At 67.3% G+C, this 18,643-nt stretch carries 15 protein-coding genes; 11 read left to right on the plus strand and 4 right to left on the minus strand.

The window, feature by feature from the left end; translation table 11 throughout:
• Positions 1–5: 5 nt before the first annotated feature.
• Together ACZZZN_RS10400 and ACZZZN_RS10405 are read right to left on the minus strand one after the other, a co-directional pair.
• On the minus strand, positions 6–1,877 hold the full coding sequence (locus ACZZZN_RS10400) for an FAD-dependent monooxygenase (protein WP_463505074.1): 1,872 nt from the start codon (positions 1,875–1,877) through the stop codon (positions 6–8).
• Positions 1,878–1,923: 46 nt separating this feature from the next.
• Positions 1,924–3,303, minus strand: coding sequence for an MFS transporter (locus ACZZZN_RS10405; protein ID WP_463505075.1), 1,380 nt, complete (start codon positions 3,301–3,303; stop codon positions 1,924–1,926).
• An 87-nt stretch (positions 3,304–3,390) separates the two neighbouring features.
• Here ACZZZN_RS10405 and ACZZZN_RS10410 point away from each other — a divergent pair, with 87 nt between their 5' ends.
• The 8 genes from ACZZZN_RS10410 to ACZZZN_RS10445 all read left to right on the plus strand — a co-directional run bounded on the left by ACZZZN_RS10410 (position 3,391) and on the right by ACZZZN_RS10445 (position 11,986).
• Positions 3,391–4,947 (plus strand): fumarylacetoacetate hydrolase family protein, encoded by a 1,557-nt coding sequence (locus ACZZZN_RS10410; protein WP_463505076.1) that lies wholly within the window; start codon positions 3,391–3,393, stop codon positions 4,945–4,947.
• On the plus strand, positions 4,944–5,630 hold the full coding sequence (locus tag ACZZZN_RS10415; protein WP_463505077.1) for a GntR family transcriptional regulator: 687 nt from the start codon (positions 4,944–4,946) through the stop codon (positions 5,628–5,630). Before ACZZZN_RS10410 ends, ACZZZN_RS10415 begins: the two co-directional genes overlap by 4 nt.
• Entirely contained in the window at positions 5,627–7,123 is a 1,497-nt protein-coding gene (hpaE, locus tag ACZZZN_RS10420; protein WP_463505078.1) for a 5-carboxymethyl-2-hydroxymuconate semialdehyde dehydrogenase, read from the plus strand. Before ACZZZN_RS10415 ends, hpaE begins: the two co-directional genes overlap by 4 nt.
• A 14-nt stretch (positions 7,124–7,137) precedes the next feature.
• Positions 7,138–8,274: a 3,4-dihydroxyphenylacetate 2,3-dioxygenase gene (hpaD, locus tag ACZZZN_RS10425; RefSeq protein ID WP_463505079.1), complete on the plus strand. Its 1,137-nt coding sequence runs from the start codon at positions 7,138–7,140 to the stop codon at positions 8,272–8,274.
• Between the two features lie 138 nt (positions 8,275–8,412).
• Complete coding sequence (locus tag ACZZZN_RS10430) at positions 8,413–9,198, plus strand: 2-keto-4-pentenoate hydratase (protein ID WP_463505080.1); 786 nt, start codon at positions 8,413–8,415, stop codon at positions 9,196–9,198.
• Complete coding sequence (locus tag ACZZZN_RS10435) at positions 9,183–9,986, plus strand: HpcH/HpaI aldolase family protein (RefSeq protein ID WP_463505081.1); 804 nt, start codon at positions 9,183–9,185, stop codon at positions 9,984–9,986. The genes ACZZZN_RS10430 and ACZZZN_RS10435 overlap by 16 nt, the downstream gene beginning before the upstream one ends.
• Before the next feature lie 114 nt (positions 9,987–10,100).
• Positions 10,101–11,120: a LacI family DNA-binding transcriptional regulator gene (locus ACZZZN_RS10440; RefSeq protein ID WP_463505082.1), complete on the plus strand. Its 1,020-nt coding sequence runs from the start codon at positions 10,101–10,103 to the stop codon at positions 11,118–11,120.
• Complete coding sequence (locus tag ACZZZN_RS10445; RefSeq protein ID WP_463505083.1) at positions 11,117–11,986, plus strand: glycoside hydrolase family 43 protein; 870 nt, start codon at positions 11,117–11,119, stop codon at positions 11,984–11,986. Before ACZZZN_RS10440 ends, ACZZZN_RS10445 begins: the two co-directional genes overlap by 4 nt.
• A 77-nt stretch (positions 11,987–12,063) precedes the next feature.
• Here the strand turns inward: ACZZZN_RS10445 and ACZZZN_RS10450 are convergent, their stop codons facing one another.
• Both ACZZZN_RS10450 and ACZZZN_RS10455 read right to left on the minus strand, forming a co-directional pair.
• Positions 12,064–13,713, minus strand: coding sequence for an MGH1-like glycoside hydrolase domain-containing protein (locus ACZZZN_RS10450; RefSeq protein WP_463505084.1), 1,650 nt, complete (start codon positions 13,711–13,713; stop codon positions 12,064–12,066).
• A 53-nt stretch (positions 13,714–13,766) separates the two neighbouring features.
• Positions 13,767–15,080 (minus strand): ABC transporter substrate-binding protein, encoded by a 1,314-nt coding sequence (locus ACZZZN_RS10455; protein ID WP_463505085.1) that lies wholly within the window; start codon positions 15,078–15,080, stop codon positions 13,767–13,769.
• A gap of 271 nt (positions 15,081–15,351) precedes the next feature.
• Between ACZZZN_RS10455 and ACZZZN_RS10460 the strand changes: the two genes are divergently transcribed.
• The 3 genes from ACZZZN_RS10460 to ACZZZN_RS10470 are packed head-to-tail and all read left to right on the plus strand — an operon-like array spanning position 15,352 to position 18,575.
• Positions 15,352–16,293 carry a carbohydrate ABC transporter permease gene (locus ACZZZN_RS10460; RefSeq protein WP_463505086.1) on the plus strand — a complete coding sequence of 314 codons (942 nt, stop codon included), beginning with the start codon at positions 15,352–15,354 and terminating at the stop codon, positions 16,291–16,293.
• A complete protein-coding gene (locus tag ACZZZN_RS10465) occupies positions 16,283–17,194 on the plus strand; it encodes a carbohydrate ABC transporter permease (RefSeq protein WP_463505087.1) in 912 nt (303 codons plus the stop codon). Before ACZZZN_RS10460 ends, ACZZZN_RS10465 begins: the two co-directional genes overlap by 11 nt.
• Positions 17,195–17,210: 16 nt before the next feature.
• Complete coding sequence (locus tag ACZZZN_RS10470) at positions 17,211–18,575, plus strand: Gfo/Idh/MocA family protein (protein WP_463505088.1); 1,365 nt, start codon at positions 17,211–17,213, stop codon at positions 18,573–18,575.
• The last annotated feature ends 68 nt before the right edge of the window (positions 18,576–18,643 follow it).

Genomic DNA, 18,643 nt, shown 5'->3' on the forward strand with positions numbered 1-18,643 from the left:
GGCGCTCAGGATGCCGGCAGCAGCGCTCCCTCGAGGAATGCCGCAAGCTCGTCCGTCGCGTCGAGCGGCAGGATCGCGGCGACGTACTGGTCAGGGCGCACCACCACGATCACTCCGTCTCTCGAGACCTCGCGCGCGTCGAAGATGTCGGTCTCGGTCCACTTCGAGGGGCCCGCGGCATAGACCTTCTCCCAGTCGGTGAGGCCGAGCGGCCCGGTCTTCGGCTGGAAGATCGCCGGAGCCGACGTGACCTCGATCTCTTCGTACGGTCGCTGATAGATCGCCTTCACATCGAACACGGTGTCTGCGTCGGCATCCGCAGGAGTGAACCGTGCGAGCACGGGCGCAGCCTGCTCCGCCCACGTGTCGAGCGTCGCTGCGTCACGACCCGCGAACGCATAGACCCGCCACCGTCCGTCCGCCTTCGCGTGGTGCCCGAGGTGCACGACGTTGCCGTCGCCCACCCGCACGACCTCGGCCGACTTGAACCGCTTGCCGAGCGGAAAACCTGCGGCGAGCGCCTGGTGCTCGTCACTGCCGGTGATCATCGACGAGGTGTACTGCGTCATGAAGCCGGAGGGGAACTCCGCCGTCGCGAGGTAGTACGTCGCGAGATCGTTGGGGTCGGTGATCTCCGAGGGCTTGCGCGCCATCAGCGTCGACCACTCGCGGTCGAAGTCGATGAGCTGCTGCGCCACGGGTCGACGCTCGGCACCGTAGGTCGCGAGCAGCGCCTCGGGCGCCCGCCCGGTGAGCACCGAGCCGAGCTTCCACCCGAGGTTGAAGCCGTCCTGCATCGAGACGTTCATGCCCTGGCCGGCCTTCGCGCTGTGCGTGTGGCAGGCATCCCCGGTGAGGAACACCCGCGGAGTGCGACCGGATCCGTCGATCACGTCGTCGAATCCGTCGGTGACCCGGTGCCCGACCTCGTAGACGCTGTGCCAGGCGACCTCTTTCACATCGAGCGTGTAGGGGCTGAGGATCGCGTTGGCCTTCGCGATGATGTCCTCGATGGGTGTCTGACGCACACGGTGGTCGTCGTCCTCGGCGACCTCGCCGAGGTCGATGTACATCCGACTCAGATAGCCGCCCTCGCGCGGGATGTGCAGGATGTTGCCCGCCTCCGAGTTGATCGCGCACTTGGTGCGCCAGTCGGGGAAGTCGGTGTTCACGAGCACGTCCATGACACCCCACGCGTGTGCGGCGCTCCCGCCGACGTGGGTGCGTCCGATGGCCTGACGCACGCCGCTGCGCGCACCGTCGCAGCCCGCGACGTACTTGGCTCGGATCGTGCGCTCCTCGCCCGCCCGCTCCCCCGCGACGTATCGCAGCGAGACCTCGACCGGGTACTCACCCTCGTCGTGCACCGTGAGCCCTGTGAACTCGATCCCGTAGTCGGGGGCGATGCGGCCGGGGCCGTGCACCGCGGCCTCGGCGAAGTAGTCGAGCACCCGCGCCTGGTTCACGATCAGATGCGGGAACTCGCAGATGTCGTAGGCATAGTCCGCCGTGCGCGAGGTGCGCACGATCTCGCTCGGGCGGTCGGGGTTCGGCCCCCAGAAGTTCATCCAGCCGATGTTGTAGGCCTCGGCGATGATGCGCTCCGCGAACCCGAAGGCCTGGAACGTCTCGACACTGCGCGGCTGGATGCCGTCGGCCTGGCCGAGCACCAGGCGTCCCTCGCGCTTCTCGATGAGGCGCGTCGAGACCCCGGGATACTGCGACATCTGCGCGGCGAGCAGCATTCCGGCAGGGCCCGAGCCGACGATGAGGACGTCGACCTCATCCGGCAGGTCTGTCGGACGCTCGGCGCCCAGGCCCGCGGCATCCGTCACGCGCGGGTCTCCCGAGACGTAACCATGGTGGTGGAACTGCATCGTCGTCGATTCCTTCCGGTGCTGACTGTCTGGAGCGGACGCGCCATCAGGCGCGCGCGACGCCGTAGATCGGGCTCACGGACTGCTCGTCCTCGTGGTCGGGTCCGAGAGGGATGCCGGAGCGGTCTCGCAGCAGCAGCGTGGCGAGGAGACCGAGCACCGTCATGCCCGCGAGGTACCAGGTGACGGCCTGCGTCGATCCGGTCGCCTGCACGATCGCCGTGGCGATGGTCGGGGCGAACGCTCCGCCCGCGATCGCTCCGATGGCGTACGAGATCGAGACGCCCGAGAAGCGGATGCTGGCCGGGAACAGCTCCGTGTACAGCGCGGCCTGCGGGCCGTAGGTGAAACCGAGACCGATGGTGAGGATCGCGAGCCCCACGAAGAGCATCCCGACCTGACCGGTGTTGACCAGCGGGAACAGCGTGAAGACACCGATGAGCTGCAGGATCCAGCCGATGACATAGGTGGTGCGCCGCCCGATGCGGTCCGACAGCCAGCCCGCGATCAGCGTCGTGATGAGCCACGTCACCGCCGAGCCTGCGACGGCCCACAGCACAGGGCCGCGCTCGAGGCCGATCGGCCCTTCCGGGTTGGTCGCGTAGCCCTGGATGTACCCGCCGGTGGTCATGTAGCCCACGGCGTTGTTGCCCGCGAAGACGAAGGCGGCGATGACCACGAGCAGCAGGTGCTTGCGGAAGAGCTGCACGATCGGCATCTTCGCCTTCTCCTTGCGCTCGGCGAGCTCGGTGAAGACAGGGCTCTCCTCGACCTTGCGCCGCACGTAGTAGCCGATGAGGATCAGCACGACGCTGAGCAGGAACGGGATCCGCCAGCCCCACTGGAGGAACTGATCACCGGGAGCGACCACCGTCATGAGGGCCATGACGCCCGAGGCGAGCAGCAGGCCGAGCGGCACGCCGATCTGCGGAGCTGCCCCGAAGATCCCTCGCTTGGCGCGGGGCGCGTGCTCGACGGCCATGAGCACCGCGCCGCCCCATTCGCCACCGGCGGAGATGCCCTGGATGATGCGGAGGAGCACGAGCAGCACGGGCGCCGCGATGCCGATGGCTTCATAGGTCGGCAGGATTCCGATGAGGGCCGTCGCCGCCCCCATCAGGATCAGTGTCCACATGAGCACCGTCTTGCGCCCGAGCTTGTCGCCGTAGTGACCGGCGAGGAAGGCACCGAGCGGGCGGAAGAGGAAGCTGACTCCGACGGTCGCGAAGGCGATGATGGCGCTGTTGGCGCCCAGCGGCTCGAAGAACAGCTGGCCGAAGACCAGGCCCACGGCAGTGGCGTAGATGAAGAAGTCGTACCACTCGACCGTGGTTCCGACGACCGTCGCGAACACGACTCGACGACGATCCGCCGAGGTCGCGATGGTTCCGGTGGGCGTGAACCCCTGTGTTGACTGCCCGCTCATGGGGTGTCTCCTTCTGTTGTGACTGCACTGTCACGGCTTGCTCGCGAGGTGTTTCGGGTTGCTTGCCGAGGATGGAACCGATGATATATGATTTCGAATACGACGCACAAGGCGTCGACGAAGAGCGCAAGGAGGCGCCCCGTGACGGCATCCGTGACCCGCCCCGGCAAGATCATCGCGATCCACCTGAGCTATGCATCTCGGGCTGATCAGCGCGGTCGGCGCCCCGCAGCTCCGTCCTACTTCTTCAAGCCGACCAGTTCCGTCGGCGTATCGGGCGGCACCGTCGAGCGTCCGGCCGGCACCGAGCTGCTGGCCTTCGAGGGCGAGATCGCCCTCGTGATCGGAACGGCCGCGCGCCATGTCTCGCTTGACGATGCGTGGAGTCACGTCGGCTGGGTCACCGCGTCGAACGACCTCGGCCTCTACGATCTGCGTGCGAACGACAAGGGGTCGAACGTCCGTTCCAAGGGCGGTGACGGCTTCACTCCGCTCGGCCCCGAGCTGATCGATGCCCGCACCGTCGACCCCGCGGCGCTTCGCGTACGAGCCTGGGTGAACGGCGAGCTGCGCCAGGACGACACGACCGCGGGACTGATCTTCCCGCTCGCGCAGCTGGTCGCCGATCTGTCTCAGCACTTCACGCTCGAACCCGGCGATGTGATCCTCACCGGCACCCCCGCAGGGTCCTCGGTGATCGTTCCGGGCGATGTGGTCGAGGTCGAGGTCGATGCTCCGGATGCCGACGGCTCGCCCTCGTCCGGACGCCTGGTGACCACCGTCACCCAGGGCGACGTGCCCTTCGACGCGGAGATCGGCTCTCTTCCCGCCGTCGACGATCTCCAGCGTGCCGAAGCCTGGGGATCCCGCGACGAGGCCGGACTCCCCGCCGAGGATGCATCCCCCGCCCTCTCCCCCGAGCTTCGCGCCAAGCTGCTCGACGCGCCGACCGCCGGGCTCTCCGCTCAGCTGCGCAAACGCGGCCACCACTCGTGCTTCATCGACGGAGTGGCGGCGAACATCCCCGGCAGCAAGATCGTCGGCACGGCGAAGACCCTGCGATTCGTCCCCTTCCGCGAAGACCTGTTCACGAGCCATGGCGGCGGCTACAACGCACAGAAGCGCACCTTCGATGCCGTCGACGAGGGCGAGATCATCGTGATCGAGGCGCGCGGCGACGCGACGACAGGAACACTCGGAGACATCCTCGCGTTGCGTGCCCGCGCGCGCGGCGCGACCGGCGTCGTCACCGACGGCGGCGTGCGCGACTTCGATGCGGTGGCCGAGATCGGCCTCCCGGTCTTCTCGCAGGGCGCACATCCCTCGGTCCTCGGACGCAGGCACGTGCCGTGGGACTTCGACGTCACCATCTCGTGCGGCGGTGCGACCGTGCAGCCCGGCGACATCATCGTGGGCGACGGCGACGGCGTCATCGTGATCCCGCCGGCTCTCGCCGAGCAGGTCGCCGACGCCACCCTCGCCCAGGAGGTCGAGGACGCCTGGATCGCGGAGCAGGTCGCCGCAGGGCATCCGGTCGACGGCCTCTTCCCTCTGAATGCCGAGTGGCGCGCGAAGTACGAGGCCACGGCCGGCCCTTCGACAGGCTCAGGACCCCAGAGTCCGGTCGCCGGGACTGCCCGATGACCTCCGTCTCGAACGCCAGCAAATCGGAGCAGGCCTACGCCTGGATCCGCGCGCGCATCGCCGGCCACACCTTCGGCCCCGGGTATCGGCTCGTGCTCGGCTCGCTCGCGGAGGAACTCGGCATGAGCGTCGTGCCGGTGCGCGAGGCCATCCGCCGCCTCGAGGCCGAGGGCCTCGTGACATTCGAGCGCAACGTGGGCGCTCGCGTGACGCTCGTCGACGAGAGCGAGTACGCCCACACCATGCAGACGCTGGGTCTCGTCGAGGGTGCGGCCACGGCGCTGTCCGCACCCCTGCTCGATGCCGAGGCGCTCGACGCCGCAGAGGCGGTCAACGCACGGATGATCCGGATGCTCGACCACCTCGACGCCCATGCGTTCACCGAACTCAACCGCCAGTTCCATTCGCTGCTGTTCGGTCCCTGCCCGAACCCGCACCTGCTCGACCTCGTCCACCGCGGATGGTCGCGCCTGTCGGGCATCCGTGACTCCACCTTCGCCTACGTGCCCGGCAGAGCTCAGCACTCGGTCGAAGAGCACACACAGATCCTCGCGCTGATCAGACAGGGTGCCGATCCGCTCGAGATCGAGCTCGCCGCGCGCAACCACCGCCTGCGCACGAGGGACGCGTTCCTCGATGCGCTCCACGCACGTTCTCACCACAACTCAGGAGACGAGTCATGACCGATTCCCGCATCCCCGCCGACCTGCCCGATCACATCCGGCATTACATCGACGGCGCCTTCGTCGACTCGGTCGACGGTGACACCTTCGATGTGCTCGACCCGGTGACGAACAAGACCTACACGACCGCCGCCGCCGGCAAGAAGGCCGACATCGAGCTCGCCGTCGCGGCAGCGAAGCGCGCGTTCGACGAGGGCCCCTGGCCGCGGATGCTCCCCCGCGAGCGCTCGCGGGTGCTGCACCGGATCGCCGACATCGTCGAGTCGCGTGATGCCCGCCTCGCCGAGCTCGAGTCGTACGACTCCGGTCTGCCGATCACGCAGGCCCTCGGCCAGGCCCGCCGCGCCGCCGAGAACTTCCGTTTCTTCGCCGACCTGATCGTCGCGCAGTCCGATGACGCGTTCAAGGTGCCCGGCAAGCAGATGAACTACGTCAACCGCAAGCCGATCGGCGTCGCGGGCCTCATCACACCGTGGAACACGCCGTTCATGCTCGAGTCGTGGAAGCTCGGCCCCGCGCTCGCGACCGGCAACACCGTGGTCCTGAAGCCCGCCGAGTTCACGCCTCTGTCGGCCTCGCTGTGGGCAGGGATCTTCGAGGAGGCAGGTCTGCCCGCGGGCGTCTTCAACCTCGTGAACGGCCTCGGCGAAGACGCCGGAGATGCTCTCGTGAAGCACCCCGACGTGCCTCTCATCTCGTTCACGGGCGAGAGCTCGACCGGACAGCTGATCTTCGCCAACGCCGCCCCGTTCCTCAAGGGCCTGTCGATGGAGCTCGGCGGCAAGTCGCCCGCCGTCGTCTTCGGCGACGCCGACCTCGAGGCCGCGGTCGATGCCACGATCTTCGGCGTCTTCTCGCTCAACGGCGAGCGCTGCACCGCAGGGTCCCGCATCCTCGTCGAGCGCTCGATCTACGAGGAGTTCGTCGAGCGCTACGCTGCGCAGGCGAAGCGCGTGAAGGTCGGCTACCCGCACGACCCGGCGACCGAGGTCGGTGCGCTCGTGCATCCCGAGCACTACGACAAGGTGATGAGCTACGTCGAGATCGGCAAGACCGAGGGCCGTCTCGTCGCCGGCGGTGGACGCCCCGAGGGGTTCGATACGGGCAACTTCGTCGCTCCGACCGTGTTCGCCGATGTCTCCCCCGATGCCCGCATCTTCCAGGAGGAGATCTTCGGCCCGGTCGTCGCGATCACCCCGTTCGACTCCGACGACGAGGCGCTCGCCCTCGCGAACAACACGAAGTACGGCCTCGCCGCCTACATCTGGACCAACGACCTGACGCGGGCGCACAACTTCTCACAGTCGGTCGAGGCCGGCATGGTGTGGCTGAACAGCAACAACGTCCGCGACCTCCGCACACCGTTCGGCGGCGTCAAGGCCTCGGGTCTCGGCCACGAGGGCGGCTACCGCTCGATCGACTTCTACACCGACCAGCAGAGCGTGCACATCACGCTCGGCGGCGCCCACAACCCGACCTTCGGCAAGAACTGAGCAAGGACCCTGCGATGACCGACAAGACTGCGAAGACGCTGACCTCATCGGGCTACTACGTGAGCCAGGAGGCTCCGATCCAGACCGACGATCCGGTCCCCACTCCCGAGAGCACGCCTCCGGATGTGCTGCGCTGCGCCTACATGGAGCTGGTCGTCACCGACCTCGCGGCGTCCCGGGTGTTCTACGTCGACGTACTCGGCCTGTATGTGACGGAAGAGGACGACGAGGCGATCTACCTCCGCTCGACCGAGGAGTTCATCCACCACAACCTCGTACTGCGCAAGGGACCGATCGCCGCGGTCGCCGCATTCTCCTACCGGGTGCGCTCGGCCGACGATCTCGACCTCGCCGTGGCGTTCTACACCGAGCTCGGATGCGACGTGCGCCGCAACCCCGAGGGCTTCGTCACGGGCGTCGGCGACTCGGTGCGCGTGGTCGACCCTCTCGGCTTCCCGATCGAGTTCTTCCACCAGTCCGATCACGTCGAGCGGATGTCGTGGCGCTACGACCTGCACGTCCCGGGCGAGCTCGTGCGTCTCGACCACTTCAACCAGGTCACGCCCGATGTGCCCCGTGCCGTCAAGTTCATGCAGGATCTGGGCTTCCGCGTCACGGAGGACATCCAAGACGACGAGGGCACCGTGTACGCCGCATGGATGCGCCGCAAGCCCACCGTGCACGACACCGCGATGACCGGCGGCGACGGGCCGCGCATGCACCACGTGTGCTTCGCGACGCATGAGAAGCACAACATCCTCGCGATCTGCGACAAGCTCGGTGCGCTGCGTCGCTCCGATGCGATCGAGCGCGGGCCCGGCCGCCACGGCGTCTCGAACGCGTTCTACCTCTACCTGCGCGACCCCGATGGGCACCGCGTCGAGGTGTACACACAGGACTACTACACGGGCGACCCCGACAACCCGGTCATCACCTGGGACGTGCACGACAACCAGCGTCGCGATTGGTGGGGCAATCCGGTCGTGCCCTCCTGGTACACCGAGGCCTCGCTCGTGCTCGATCTCGACGGCAATCCGCAGCCGGTGGTCGCCCGCACCGACAGCTCCGAGATGGCCGTCACGATCGGCGCAGACGGATTCTCGTACACGCGCCCGGACGAGGGCGAGAAGAAGTTGGGCAACCAGCTCTGAAACGCTTCGTGCCCCGGTCGTCGAGCGAGGAGCGAAGCCCCACCCCCGGTCGTTGAGCGAGGCGCGAAGCCCCACCCCCGGTCGTTGAGCGAGGCGCGAAGCCCCGAGACGAAACGCACCCACAGAAAGCAGGAACGGATGCTGTCCGCAGACACCGTCGCACAGATCGCCGCAGAGCTCGCCGAGGCCGACCGGAACCACTCCGTGATCCCGCGCATCACCGCGCGGTATCCGGAGGCGACGGTCGAGGACTCGTATGCGATCCAGGGCGTATGGCGCGACTCGCAGATCGCCGCGGGGCGCCGCCTGGTCGGCCGCAAGATCGGGTTGACGTCGAAGGCGATGCAGCAGGCCACCGGCATCACCGAGCCCGACTACGGCGTCATGTTCGACGACACCGTGTACGAATCAGGTGCCGAGATCCCGGTCGACCACTTCTCGAACGTGCGCATCGAGGTCGAACTCGCCTTCGTGCTCAAGCATCCGCTGGAGGGCCCCGACTGCACCCTCGATGACGCCCTCGCGGCGATCGACTACGCGGTGCCGGCGCTCGAGGTGCTGAACTCGCACATCGAACTCGAGGGCAGGACGATCGTCGACACGATCAGCGACAACGCCGCGTACGGGGCGATGGTGCTCGGCACCGTGCACAAGCGCCCCGATGAGATCGACCTGCGCTGGGTGCCCGGCGTACTCTCGCGCAACGGCGAGATCGAGGAGACGGGTGTCGCGGCCGGGGTGCTCGGCCACCCCGCCACCGGCGTCGCGTGGTTGGCGAACAAATTCCACCAGCACGGCGCGCGTCTGGAGGCCGGGGAGATCATCCTGGCAGGATCATTCACACGCCCGATGTGGGTGTCGCGCGGCGATCAGGTGCTGTGCGACTACGGACCGATGGGAACGATCGAATGCCGCTTCATCTGAGCCCCTCCTTCCGCGAGCAGCTCGCCTCCGCCGACCGTGCGCTGATCGGGATGTGGGTCTGCTCCGGCAGCGCCCTCGTGACCGAGGTGGCGGCCGGCTCCGGTCTCGACTGGCTGCTGATCGACATGGAGCACTCGGCGAACACGCTGGAGTCCACGCTGCTGCAGCTGCAGGTCGTCGCCGCATACCCGATCACCCCGGTGGTGCGTGTGCCGTCCAACGACACGGTGGCGATCAAGCAGGTGCTCGATCTCGGCGCGCAGAACCTCATCGTGCCCATGGTGTCGTCGGCCGACGAGGCGCGCGCGGCCGTCGCTGCGACCCGCTATCCGCCCGAGGGCGTTCGCGGAGTCGGCAGCGCCCTCGCCCGCAGCGCACGCTGGAACCGCGTCGACGGCTACCTGCAGGACTCGGCTCGGCACACCTCGCTGACCGTGCAGATCGAGACGGCTGCGGGAGTGGAGGCCGCGTCCGAGATCGCCGCCGTCGACGGTGTGGATGCAGTGTTCGTGGGCCCCTCCGACCTGTCGGCATCGATGGGGCTGCTGGGTCAGCAGACGCATCCCGAGGTCGTGGCCGCGGTCGAGCGGGTCTTCGTCGCGGTGAGGGCTGCCGAGAAGGCCGTGGGCGTGAACGCCTTCGACCCGTCCGCGGCCGACGCCTACGTCGCCGCGGGCGCGGACTTCGTCGCCGTCGGTGCCGACGTGGCGATGCTGGCGCGGGCATCGGAGGCTCTGGCCACCCGCTTCATCCCCGCCTCCGACTCCGCCTCCCGCCCCAGCTACTGAGCGATCACCCGACGAGGGAATCGACCGCACGGCGATGCGAGAAATCGGTTTCACCGATACACTGACGTGAGCCGCGAGCCAGCGGCCACACCGCTCACCGCTCGGGAGGACCCGATGACTCCACGCTCCGGAGCGACCACGATCAGCGCGGTGGCGCAGGCAGCGGGCGTCTCGCCCGCGACGGTGTCGCGCGTCATGAATGATCGGTTCTTCGGCGACCCCGAGACGGCCGAGCGCGTCCGCACGGCAGCCCGGGAACTGCACTACTCCCCCAATCACCTCGCCCGCAGCTTCTCTCTCGGACAGACGAAGGCGATCGCGTTCCTCGTGCCCGACCTCACCAACCCCAGCTTCCAGGCGGTGCTGGCGAGTCTCAGCAAGGCCGCCGCAGCCGACGGATACCGCGTGCTCGTCGCCGATTCGGCAGAATCGCCCGAGGACGAACCGCTGCTGGCGGCTGAGGTGCGTCACCGTTGTGATGCTCTCGTGCTGTGCGCGCCGCGGATGCCGGATGCGGCACTCGGAGAGACGACCAGCGCGCTGGGTCCCGTGGTCCTCCTGAACCGCTCGAGTCATTCCACGTCCGTGCCCACCCTGACCGTCGACTCCCGAGCCGGGCTCGAGGCGCTCGCCCGACATCTGCACTCCCTCGGCCACCGGCACCTGGCCTACGTCGAAGGTCCGGACGGGCCCGCCAACGAGAACCGGCTCCGCGGGATCGGCGACGTCACGGGATCGACGAAGCACCTGACCCTCACCCGGGTGCGTGGCGGCGCGAACAGCCAGCACGGCTTGGCGGCGGCGGCCGCCGTGGCCCGCAGCGGCGCGACAGCGGTCCTCGCCTTCAACGACTTGGTCGCCATCGGCCTGATCCACGGGCTGCAGGAGCAGGGTCTCCGGGTGCCGGACGACATCTCGGTGACCGGCTTCGACGACATACCCTTCGCGCGATTCATGACACCGCCGCTGACGACGGCATCCGTCCCGCACGAGTCCTTGGGCACTCTGTCATGGAACCGCATGCGGGCGCTCATCGACGGCGACGTCCCCGATCACGACGTCGTGTTCCAGCCGAGGCTGGAGATCCGCGGGTCGACCGCACCACCGAGACAGGAAGACGGTGCGGAGTCGTGAGACTCGACGAGATCCAGATTCGTGACCCGTTCGTCCTGGTCGACGCGGGGCGCTACTGGCTGTTCGGCAGCACCGACGTGAACATCTGGAGCGGCCCCGCCACCGGGTTCGACACATACTGGAGCGATGATCTCGCGGAGTGGCACGGTCCGCTCCCGGCATTCCGCCCGTCGAGTGACTTCTGGTCTCACACGCAGTACTGGGCGCCGGAAGTGCACCGGTACGATTCGGGCTTCTACATGTTCGCGACCTTCACCGCAGAGGGGCGCCGTCGTGGCACCCAGGTGCTGCGAGCCGATCGCCCCGAGGGCCCATACGAGCCGTGGTCCGACGGACCGCTGACCCCGCGCGGGTGGGAGTGCCTGGACGGCACGCTCCACATCGAGGACGGCGTCCCCTACCTCGTCTTCTGCCACGAGTGGAAAGACGTCGGCGATGGTGAGATTCACGCCATGCGGCTCACCGACGACCTGCGCGCAGCGGTGGGTGCGCCGCAGTTGCTGTTCCGAGCATCAGAGGCGCCGTGGGCACGTTCGATCCCCCGCCCCGAATTCCCGCAGGTATTCGTCACCGACGGCCCCTCCCTGTATCGCACCCGTGACGGGCGGCTGCTGATGCTGTGGTCCAGCTTCGGAGATTCCGGCTACGCGATGGGCGTGGCGACCTCAGCATCCCACTCGATCATCGGCCCCTGGTCCCAGAGCGAGCACGCGATCTGGCCGACCGACGGCGGGCACGGCATGATCTTCGCGGATGCCGACGGCGACCTGCTCCTCGCGCTGCACACCCCGAACCGCACTCCGGAGGAACGCGCAGTGTTCTTCCCTCTCGAGGAGACCGACAGAGGCGTGCGCCTGCGCGCGTGACGCACAGTCGCGCGATGCCGGGCCGCCGGTGTCGCCGGTGTCGCCGACCAAGACGCGGCGCTCCGGCAGAGCGGGACTCAGTCGAAGACCGGGCCCACGAACTCGACCGCGGTGCGCTCGGCGACGGCGACGTCGCGCAGAGCGATGCGCTCGTTCGGCACCGCCGTCAGCCGGATCCCTGCTCCAGGAAGCGTGAGCTCACCCTCGACGGCGCCGGCGGCGAGTCCCACGACAGCGGTGGGCTCGCCCGCTCGATCCGTCTCCACGCGCCAACCGCGAGGGAACGAGAACGCAAACTCGTCATTCCGATGCACCTCGACGATCTCGTCGTCGGCGACCAGCTCCCATACCTGCCCTTCGACCGTGCGACGGTATCCGACGGCATCCGCAGCCGCACCGTGCTCGAGCCGGGTCGGTGCGAGTCCGGAGAACCAGATCCCCTCGTCCGGCCGCACGAGTATCCCACTGTGCCGTTCGATCGCGTCGAGGAACCAGAGGATGGACGGCGCATATTCCTCGGTATAACCGGCTGCGCCTGACCAGGGATCGAGGCACTGCGGAAAGCGATCTGCGACGGCGATCGCAGACAACACCGCGGATGCGGTGAGACCGAGCTCGGCGACGTGTCCGTGTCGCTCGAACGCCTCCGGCGCGCGGAGCAGGGCGAGGAAGTTCACCGGCCCGCCCCAGCTGTTGCGTCCCGCGTCATGGTCGAAGCGCGGGTCGTCCATCGCGAGGGACGTGAAGCCGTAGTGCGCGAGGAACTTGCGCGTGTTCATGAGGTAACGGCGCAGGCTGCGAGTGAAGAACTCCCCGTCGCCCACCTCGCAGGCGAGCACGCGCGCCAGAACGTCGCTCTCGATGCGCACGTGCCGCCCGGCGCGATCGTTGTCGTAGTAGAAGCCGTCGCCTTCGTCGAAGCACTGCTCGTGCAGCGCCCGGAGCGACGTCTCGGCGGCGGCCCGCCAGCGCTCGGCCTCGATGTCGTCCCCCAGCTCGGCGGCGATGAGTGCGAGGTATGAACGCTGGCACGCGACGTTCGCGGTGAGGTCCGGTGCGATGAAGGGCACCCCTGGCATCAGCGGATCGCACTCGCGGGCATCGCCGTGCAGCGCGCGGTCCGGGGCGAACCAGAACCGGGGAGACAGGTCGTGTCCCGTGTCGAACGCGCAGAACGCCTCCACTCCGCCCGTGCCGCGGGTGTCGCGATATCGGGCCAGCCACGCGTCGTACCGCACCATCGCCGCGTACATCGTCCGCAGGAGCTCGCGATCCCCGGTCGACTGCCAGTGGCGCCACACCACGCGCGCGAGCGGGGTGACGATCTGGATCTGACTGAACCCGGGTCCGGCGTCGGTCACCTTGTACGGGATCATCCCGTCAGCCCGCTGATGCACGGCGAATTGCCGCAGTGTGTCGCGGGCGATGTCGGGCGCGAACCGACCGAGCACCTCGGTGTTGATCGTTCCGGTGCTCTCGATCCAGCATCCTCGGTACACCCCGCCCTCGTTGAGCACCGGCACTCCGTCCAGGAGCGGTCGGATGCAGCGCGAAAGCTGGCCGAGCGCTTCGAGCCAGCGCCGCTCGAGCGGTCCTGACGAGGCGGCGAACCGAACTCCCGACTCATCGAGGGCAGCCCCCAACGGTGTCCCGTCGATGCCGGCGTCATGCGCAGGGTGCGCGCTCCGCAGCCTGCGTCTGATGTCTGCGCGGTGTGCGTCGCTCATGGTGCTCTCCTCGGAAGGTCGACGGTGGGGCGCCAGCCCCACCGTCGGCTCTCTCAGTTCAGGGCTGCGCCCAGCTCGTCGATCCACTTCTTCCCGGCTTCGTCCGGCGTCGATCTACCGAACAGCACATCGGACTCCATGCGCTGGGACAGCTCGTTCATGATCGATCCACCGGCAGGCTGCGGCGGGGCGACGACGCCCTCGTCGAGCACGACGTCGACGTAGTCCGCGGCGATCTGGCCGGGCCCGCTGAGCAGAGGGGACACGACTTCGAGGGTCGCGGGGTTGAACGGCACACCTCGGGAGTCGAGGATGAGTTCTGCAGCGGTGGGCTCGTTCAAGAACCAATCCACCAGCAACGCTGCCGCCGCCGGGTGCTCGGTCGCCGCGTTGATCGCCCAGAAGGCCGAGGGAAGCAGCGCGACGCCCGATGTCTTCGTCGACGAGGGCGGCAGCATCATCTGCACGTTCTCACCTGCCGTCGCGTAGACGCTCATGAGGTTGCTGTAGCCGAAGGTGACCGCCGCCTGCCCGAGCGTGAACGGCTGCTGGTCCGGGGGCAACTGCCAGTTCGCGGTGACGACCGATGGGTCCGGCAGGCCGCCGCCGTCCGCGAGTTCCTGCTCGATCTCGTACCAGCCCGCGATGTCTTCGGCTGTGACACCCAGCTGGCCGTCCCAGTCGTACATCCCCAGCTCACTGACCTGACCGGAGTACGTTCCGATGACGTCCCCGATGCGCAGGTCGATGCCGTAGATCGGCTGCCCCGCCGCGTTGGTCAGGCCGGCGCTGCCGATCTCGCCGGCGGCGTCGATCAGATCGTCCCAGGTCCAGCCCTCACTCGGCGGCTCGACACCTGCCTGCGTGAACACATCGAGATTCACGAAGGCGGCAGTCGCGTTGCCGCCCGTCGGCAGTCCGTACAGCGCATCGTCGACGGTCGCGTTGGTGAGGGAGAAGTCCGGGTATTGGCTGTAATCGAGCTGCTCCGAAACGGTGGACAGATCCAGGAGTGCGCCGAGTTCTCCATACTCCTGCGGCTTGGCCCCGCCGAGGGCGAACACATCGGGAGCGGTGTCACCTCCGCCCGCGAAGTCGGTCGCCAGGCGATTGAACAGGTCGTCCGGCGCGCCGACGGGCGTCTGCACGACCGTGATGTTCGGATGCTCAGCCTCGAACAGGTCGATGACCTCCCCGAACAGCGCGGCGCGGCTGTCATCCCCCCACCAGGACATCTCGAGTTCGATCTTCTCGCCGGGGTCATCGACGGAGCCCTCGTCTGCTGCGCCGCCTGAGCAACTCGCGAGCAGAAGGGTAGCGGCAACAGCGGAGCCGATGACCGCATGAGCACGGATGATACGCGTCATTGCGCCTCTTTCAGTTGAGGCCGCCGGGGCGGCCGGGATGTCAGGGCATTCGGTCCGTACCGGACGGTGAGTCAGGAGAAACCGATTTCTCGAAAGAAGCTAACATCGACGGGATTTCCTGTCAACGCATTTCGCGTCGCCGGCAACGAATTCGTGATTTGCCCGATTTCCCGGGCAAAGTCGACTTGACGGATCGTCAGAGGTCTGTCAATAATCGGAGAACTCGTGAAACCGATTTCTCATCGGATCAGAGACATGACAAGGAGGTCACGTGAGCAGTCTCGGCGAACTACGCACCATCGCCCGCTCCCGGCGCAGTCCGGCGACGCGTGTCAAGGAGAGATTCCCCGACAACAAGGCGGCGCTGGTGTTCCTCCTGCCCTGGCTGATCGGCCTGCTGGGGCTCACCATCGGCCCCATCATCGCATCGCTGTATCTCTCCTTCACGGACTACAACCTGCTGCGGCCGCCGGTCTGGTCGGGTTTCGACAACATCGTCCAGATGTTCTCGGATGCGCGTTTCTGGAACTCGTTCCGCGTGACGCTCATCTACGTGTTCGTCGGAGTACCGCTGCAGCTCGCGCTCGCACTGGGGCTTGCGATCCTCCTGGACAAGGGGATGCGCGGGCTGTCGTTCTACCGATCGATCTTCTACCTCCCCTCGCTGCTCGGCGGCTCGGTCGCCGTGGCGATCCTGTGGCGTCAGGTATTCGGCAAGGACGGCATCGTCAACGGCTTCCTCGCCTGGTTCGGGATCGACGGACCAGGATGGATCGGCCACCCCGACTTCGCGCTGGGCACCCTGATCGTCCTGCACATCTGGACCTTCGGCTCGCCCATGGTGATCTTCCTGGCCGGTCTGCGGCAGATTCCGGAGATGTACTACGAGGCGGCGTCGATGGACGGCGCCGGGCGCATCCGTCAGTTCTTCTCGATCACGTTCCCGTTGCTCACGCCGGTCATCTTCTTCAATCTGGTGCTGCAGATCATCTTCGCCTTCCAATCCTTCACCCAGGCCTATGTGGTCTCCGGAGGGACAGGCGGGCCGAGCGATTCGACCATGTTCTTCACGCTCCTGCTCTACAAGGAGGCGTTCACCGAGCTCGACATGGGGTACGCCTCGGCGATGTCCTGGTTCCTGCTGATGGTGATCGCTGCCTTCACCGCGTTCAACTTCTGGCTTTCGAAGTATTGGGTGTTCTATGACGACTGAGACCGAGACCCTGCTCCGCCCGGGTCGCACCGACCTGAGGGGGCGCCGCATCGCGAGCACCCGCACGCCCGTCTGGCAGCGTGCGCGGTCGATCGGCAAGCACATCGCGCTGGCGGCGACCTCCCTGCTGATGATCTACCCCCTGATCTGGCTCGTCGTGTCGAGCCTCAAGCCGAACGATCAGATCTTCCGCGACCTCAGCATCTTCACGACCGATCTCACGTTCGACAACTACGCCAATGGGTGGAACGACCTTCAGGCGCCGTTCGGCGTGTTCCTGTTCAACTCCTCCGTCATCGCCCTGGGAGCGATCGTCGGCAACCTGCTGTCCTGTTCGATGGCCGCCTACGCCTTCGCCCGCCTGAAGTTCCGCGGCCGCACGCTCGCATTCGTCCTGATGCTGGGATCGATCATGCTGCCGTTCCAGGTCCTGCTGGTCCCTCAGTTCCTGATCTACAAGGAACTGGGATGGCTGAACACGTTCCTCCCGCTGATCGCGCCGAAGTTCCTCGCGACGGAGGCGTTCTTCATCTTCCTGATGGTCCAGTTCATCCGCGGCCTGCCCAAGGAGCTGTTCGAAGCGGCCCGGATGGACGGTGCGGGACATTTCCGCAGCTACTTCCAGATCACTCTGCCGATGATCGTCCCCTCGCTGGCGACCACGGCGATCTTCACCTTCATCTGGACGTGGGGCGACTTCTTCGGGCCACTCATCTACGTGCGCCTTCCGGAGCTGTTCCCTGCCTCGTTGGCCCTGAAGGGCTTCCTCGATGCGCAATCCAGCTCGGACTACGGCTCGATGTTCGCGATGAGCGTCGTCTCGCTCATCCCGCTGTTCCTCGTGTTCCTGTTCGGTCAGCGATTCCTCATCAAGGGCGCTGCGACCAGCGGCATCAAGTAGTCGGAAGGACGACACCATGACACGAACCCGCTACGCCATCGTGGGCACGGGCTCACGCGCGCAGATGTATCTCGAGGCGATCGCCGGCGCCCACGCCGAACATGCCGAGCTGGTGGCGGTGGCCGACACCAACACCGGACGCCGGGAGTGGTCGCTCGCCCGCCATCCGGCGCTCGGCTCACCCGCGCGGTTCGCCCCTGAGGATCTGGGTGACGCGATCGCACGTCACCGCGTCGACCGCGTCATCATCACCTCCCCCGATCACACGCACGCGGAGCACATCGTGCGCACTCTCGAAGCGGGAGCGGATGCGATCACCGAGAAGCCGTTGACGATCGACGAGGAGGGCGTCCGCCTGATCGCCGACGCCGTCGAGCGCACTGGACGGAACGTCATCCTCACCTTCAACTACCGCTACTCACCTCGCAACACCGCTCTGAAGAGGGTCATCGCGTCCGGAGAGATCGGGGACGTCACGAGCGTGCACTTCGAGTGGGTGCTGGACACCGCGCACGGTGCCGACTACTTCCGTCGTTGGCATCGCGACAAGTCACGATCCGGAGGGCTGCTGATCCACAAGGCGAGCCATCACTTCGACCTGGTCAACTGGTGGCTGGCAGACACTCCGGCGCGCGTGTTCGCCGCAGGAGGCCTGCGCTTCTACGGCGCGGAGAATGCCCGACGCCGCGATGTGGGCCCGAGGCCAGAGCGCGGGACCACCGACTCACCCCTGCACGATCCCTTCAGCCTGGACCTGCGCACCGATCCCGTATGGCGGGGCCTGTACCTCGACCAGGAGCACTTCGACGGCTACCTCCGCGATCGCGATGTCTTCGACGAAGGGATCACCATCGAAGACAACCTGGCGCTCGTCGTCGACTACGCCCGTGGCAGCACCATGTCGTACTCGCTCAACGCGCACTCCCCCTGGGAGGGCTACACGGTGTCGGTCAACGGGACCCGCGGTCGTGCCGAGCTGAACGTCGTGGAGCGCGGGTCGGTGACCGTCGACGAGGCCGGCAGGACCATCGTCGATCCCAGCGCTCGACCTGATCTGATCTCAGACGACCCCTCACGTCCAGTGGGCGAGCGTCTGGTTGTCCAGCCGCACTTCGGACGCGCACGAGTGGTGGAGATCGACGGGAGCGCCGGCGGTCACGGCGGTGGCGACGACATGCTGCTCCACGATGTTTTTCGAGGCGGTCTCGCCGACCCGCTGGGTCGAACTGCCGACTGGACCGACGGCATCCGCAGCATGGCCGTCGGTCTCGCCGGCAACCTGTCGCTCGCCTCGGACGCCGCGGTCAGGATCTCCGATCTGGAAATCGGGGGTGCACAGGCGCTCTTCTCACCACGGGCGGCCCGCGCACGGGCCGTCTGAGCGGCGAATCGCGGTTTCTGCGCCAGGGAAACCGCGATTCCCGCCCATCGAGGTTGGCGGATTCATAG

The sequence above is a fragment of the Microbacterium sp. AC145 genome (assembly GCF_979258505.1).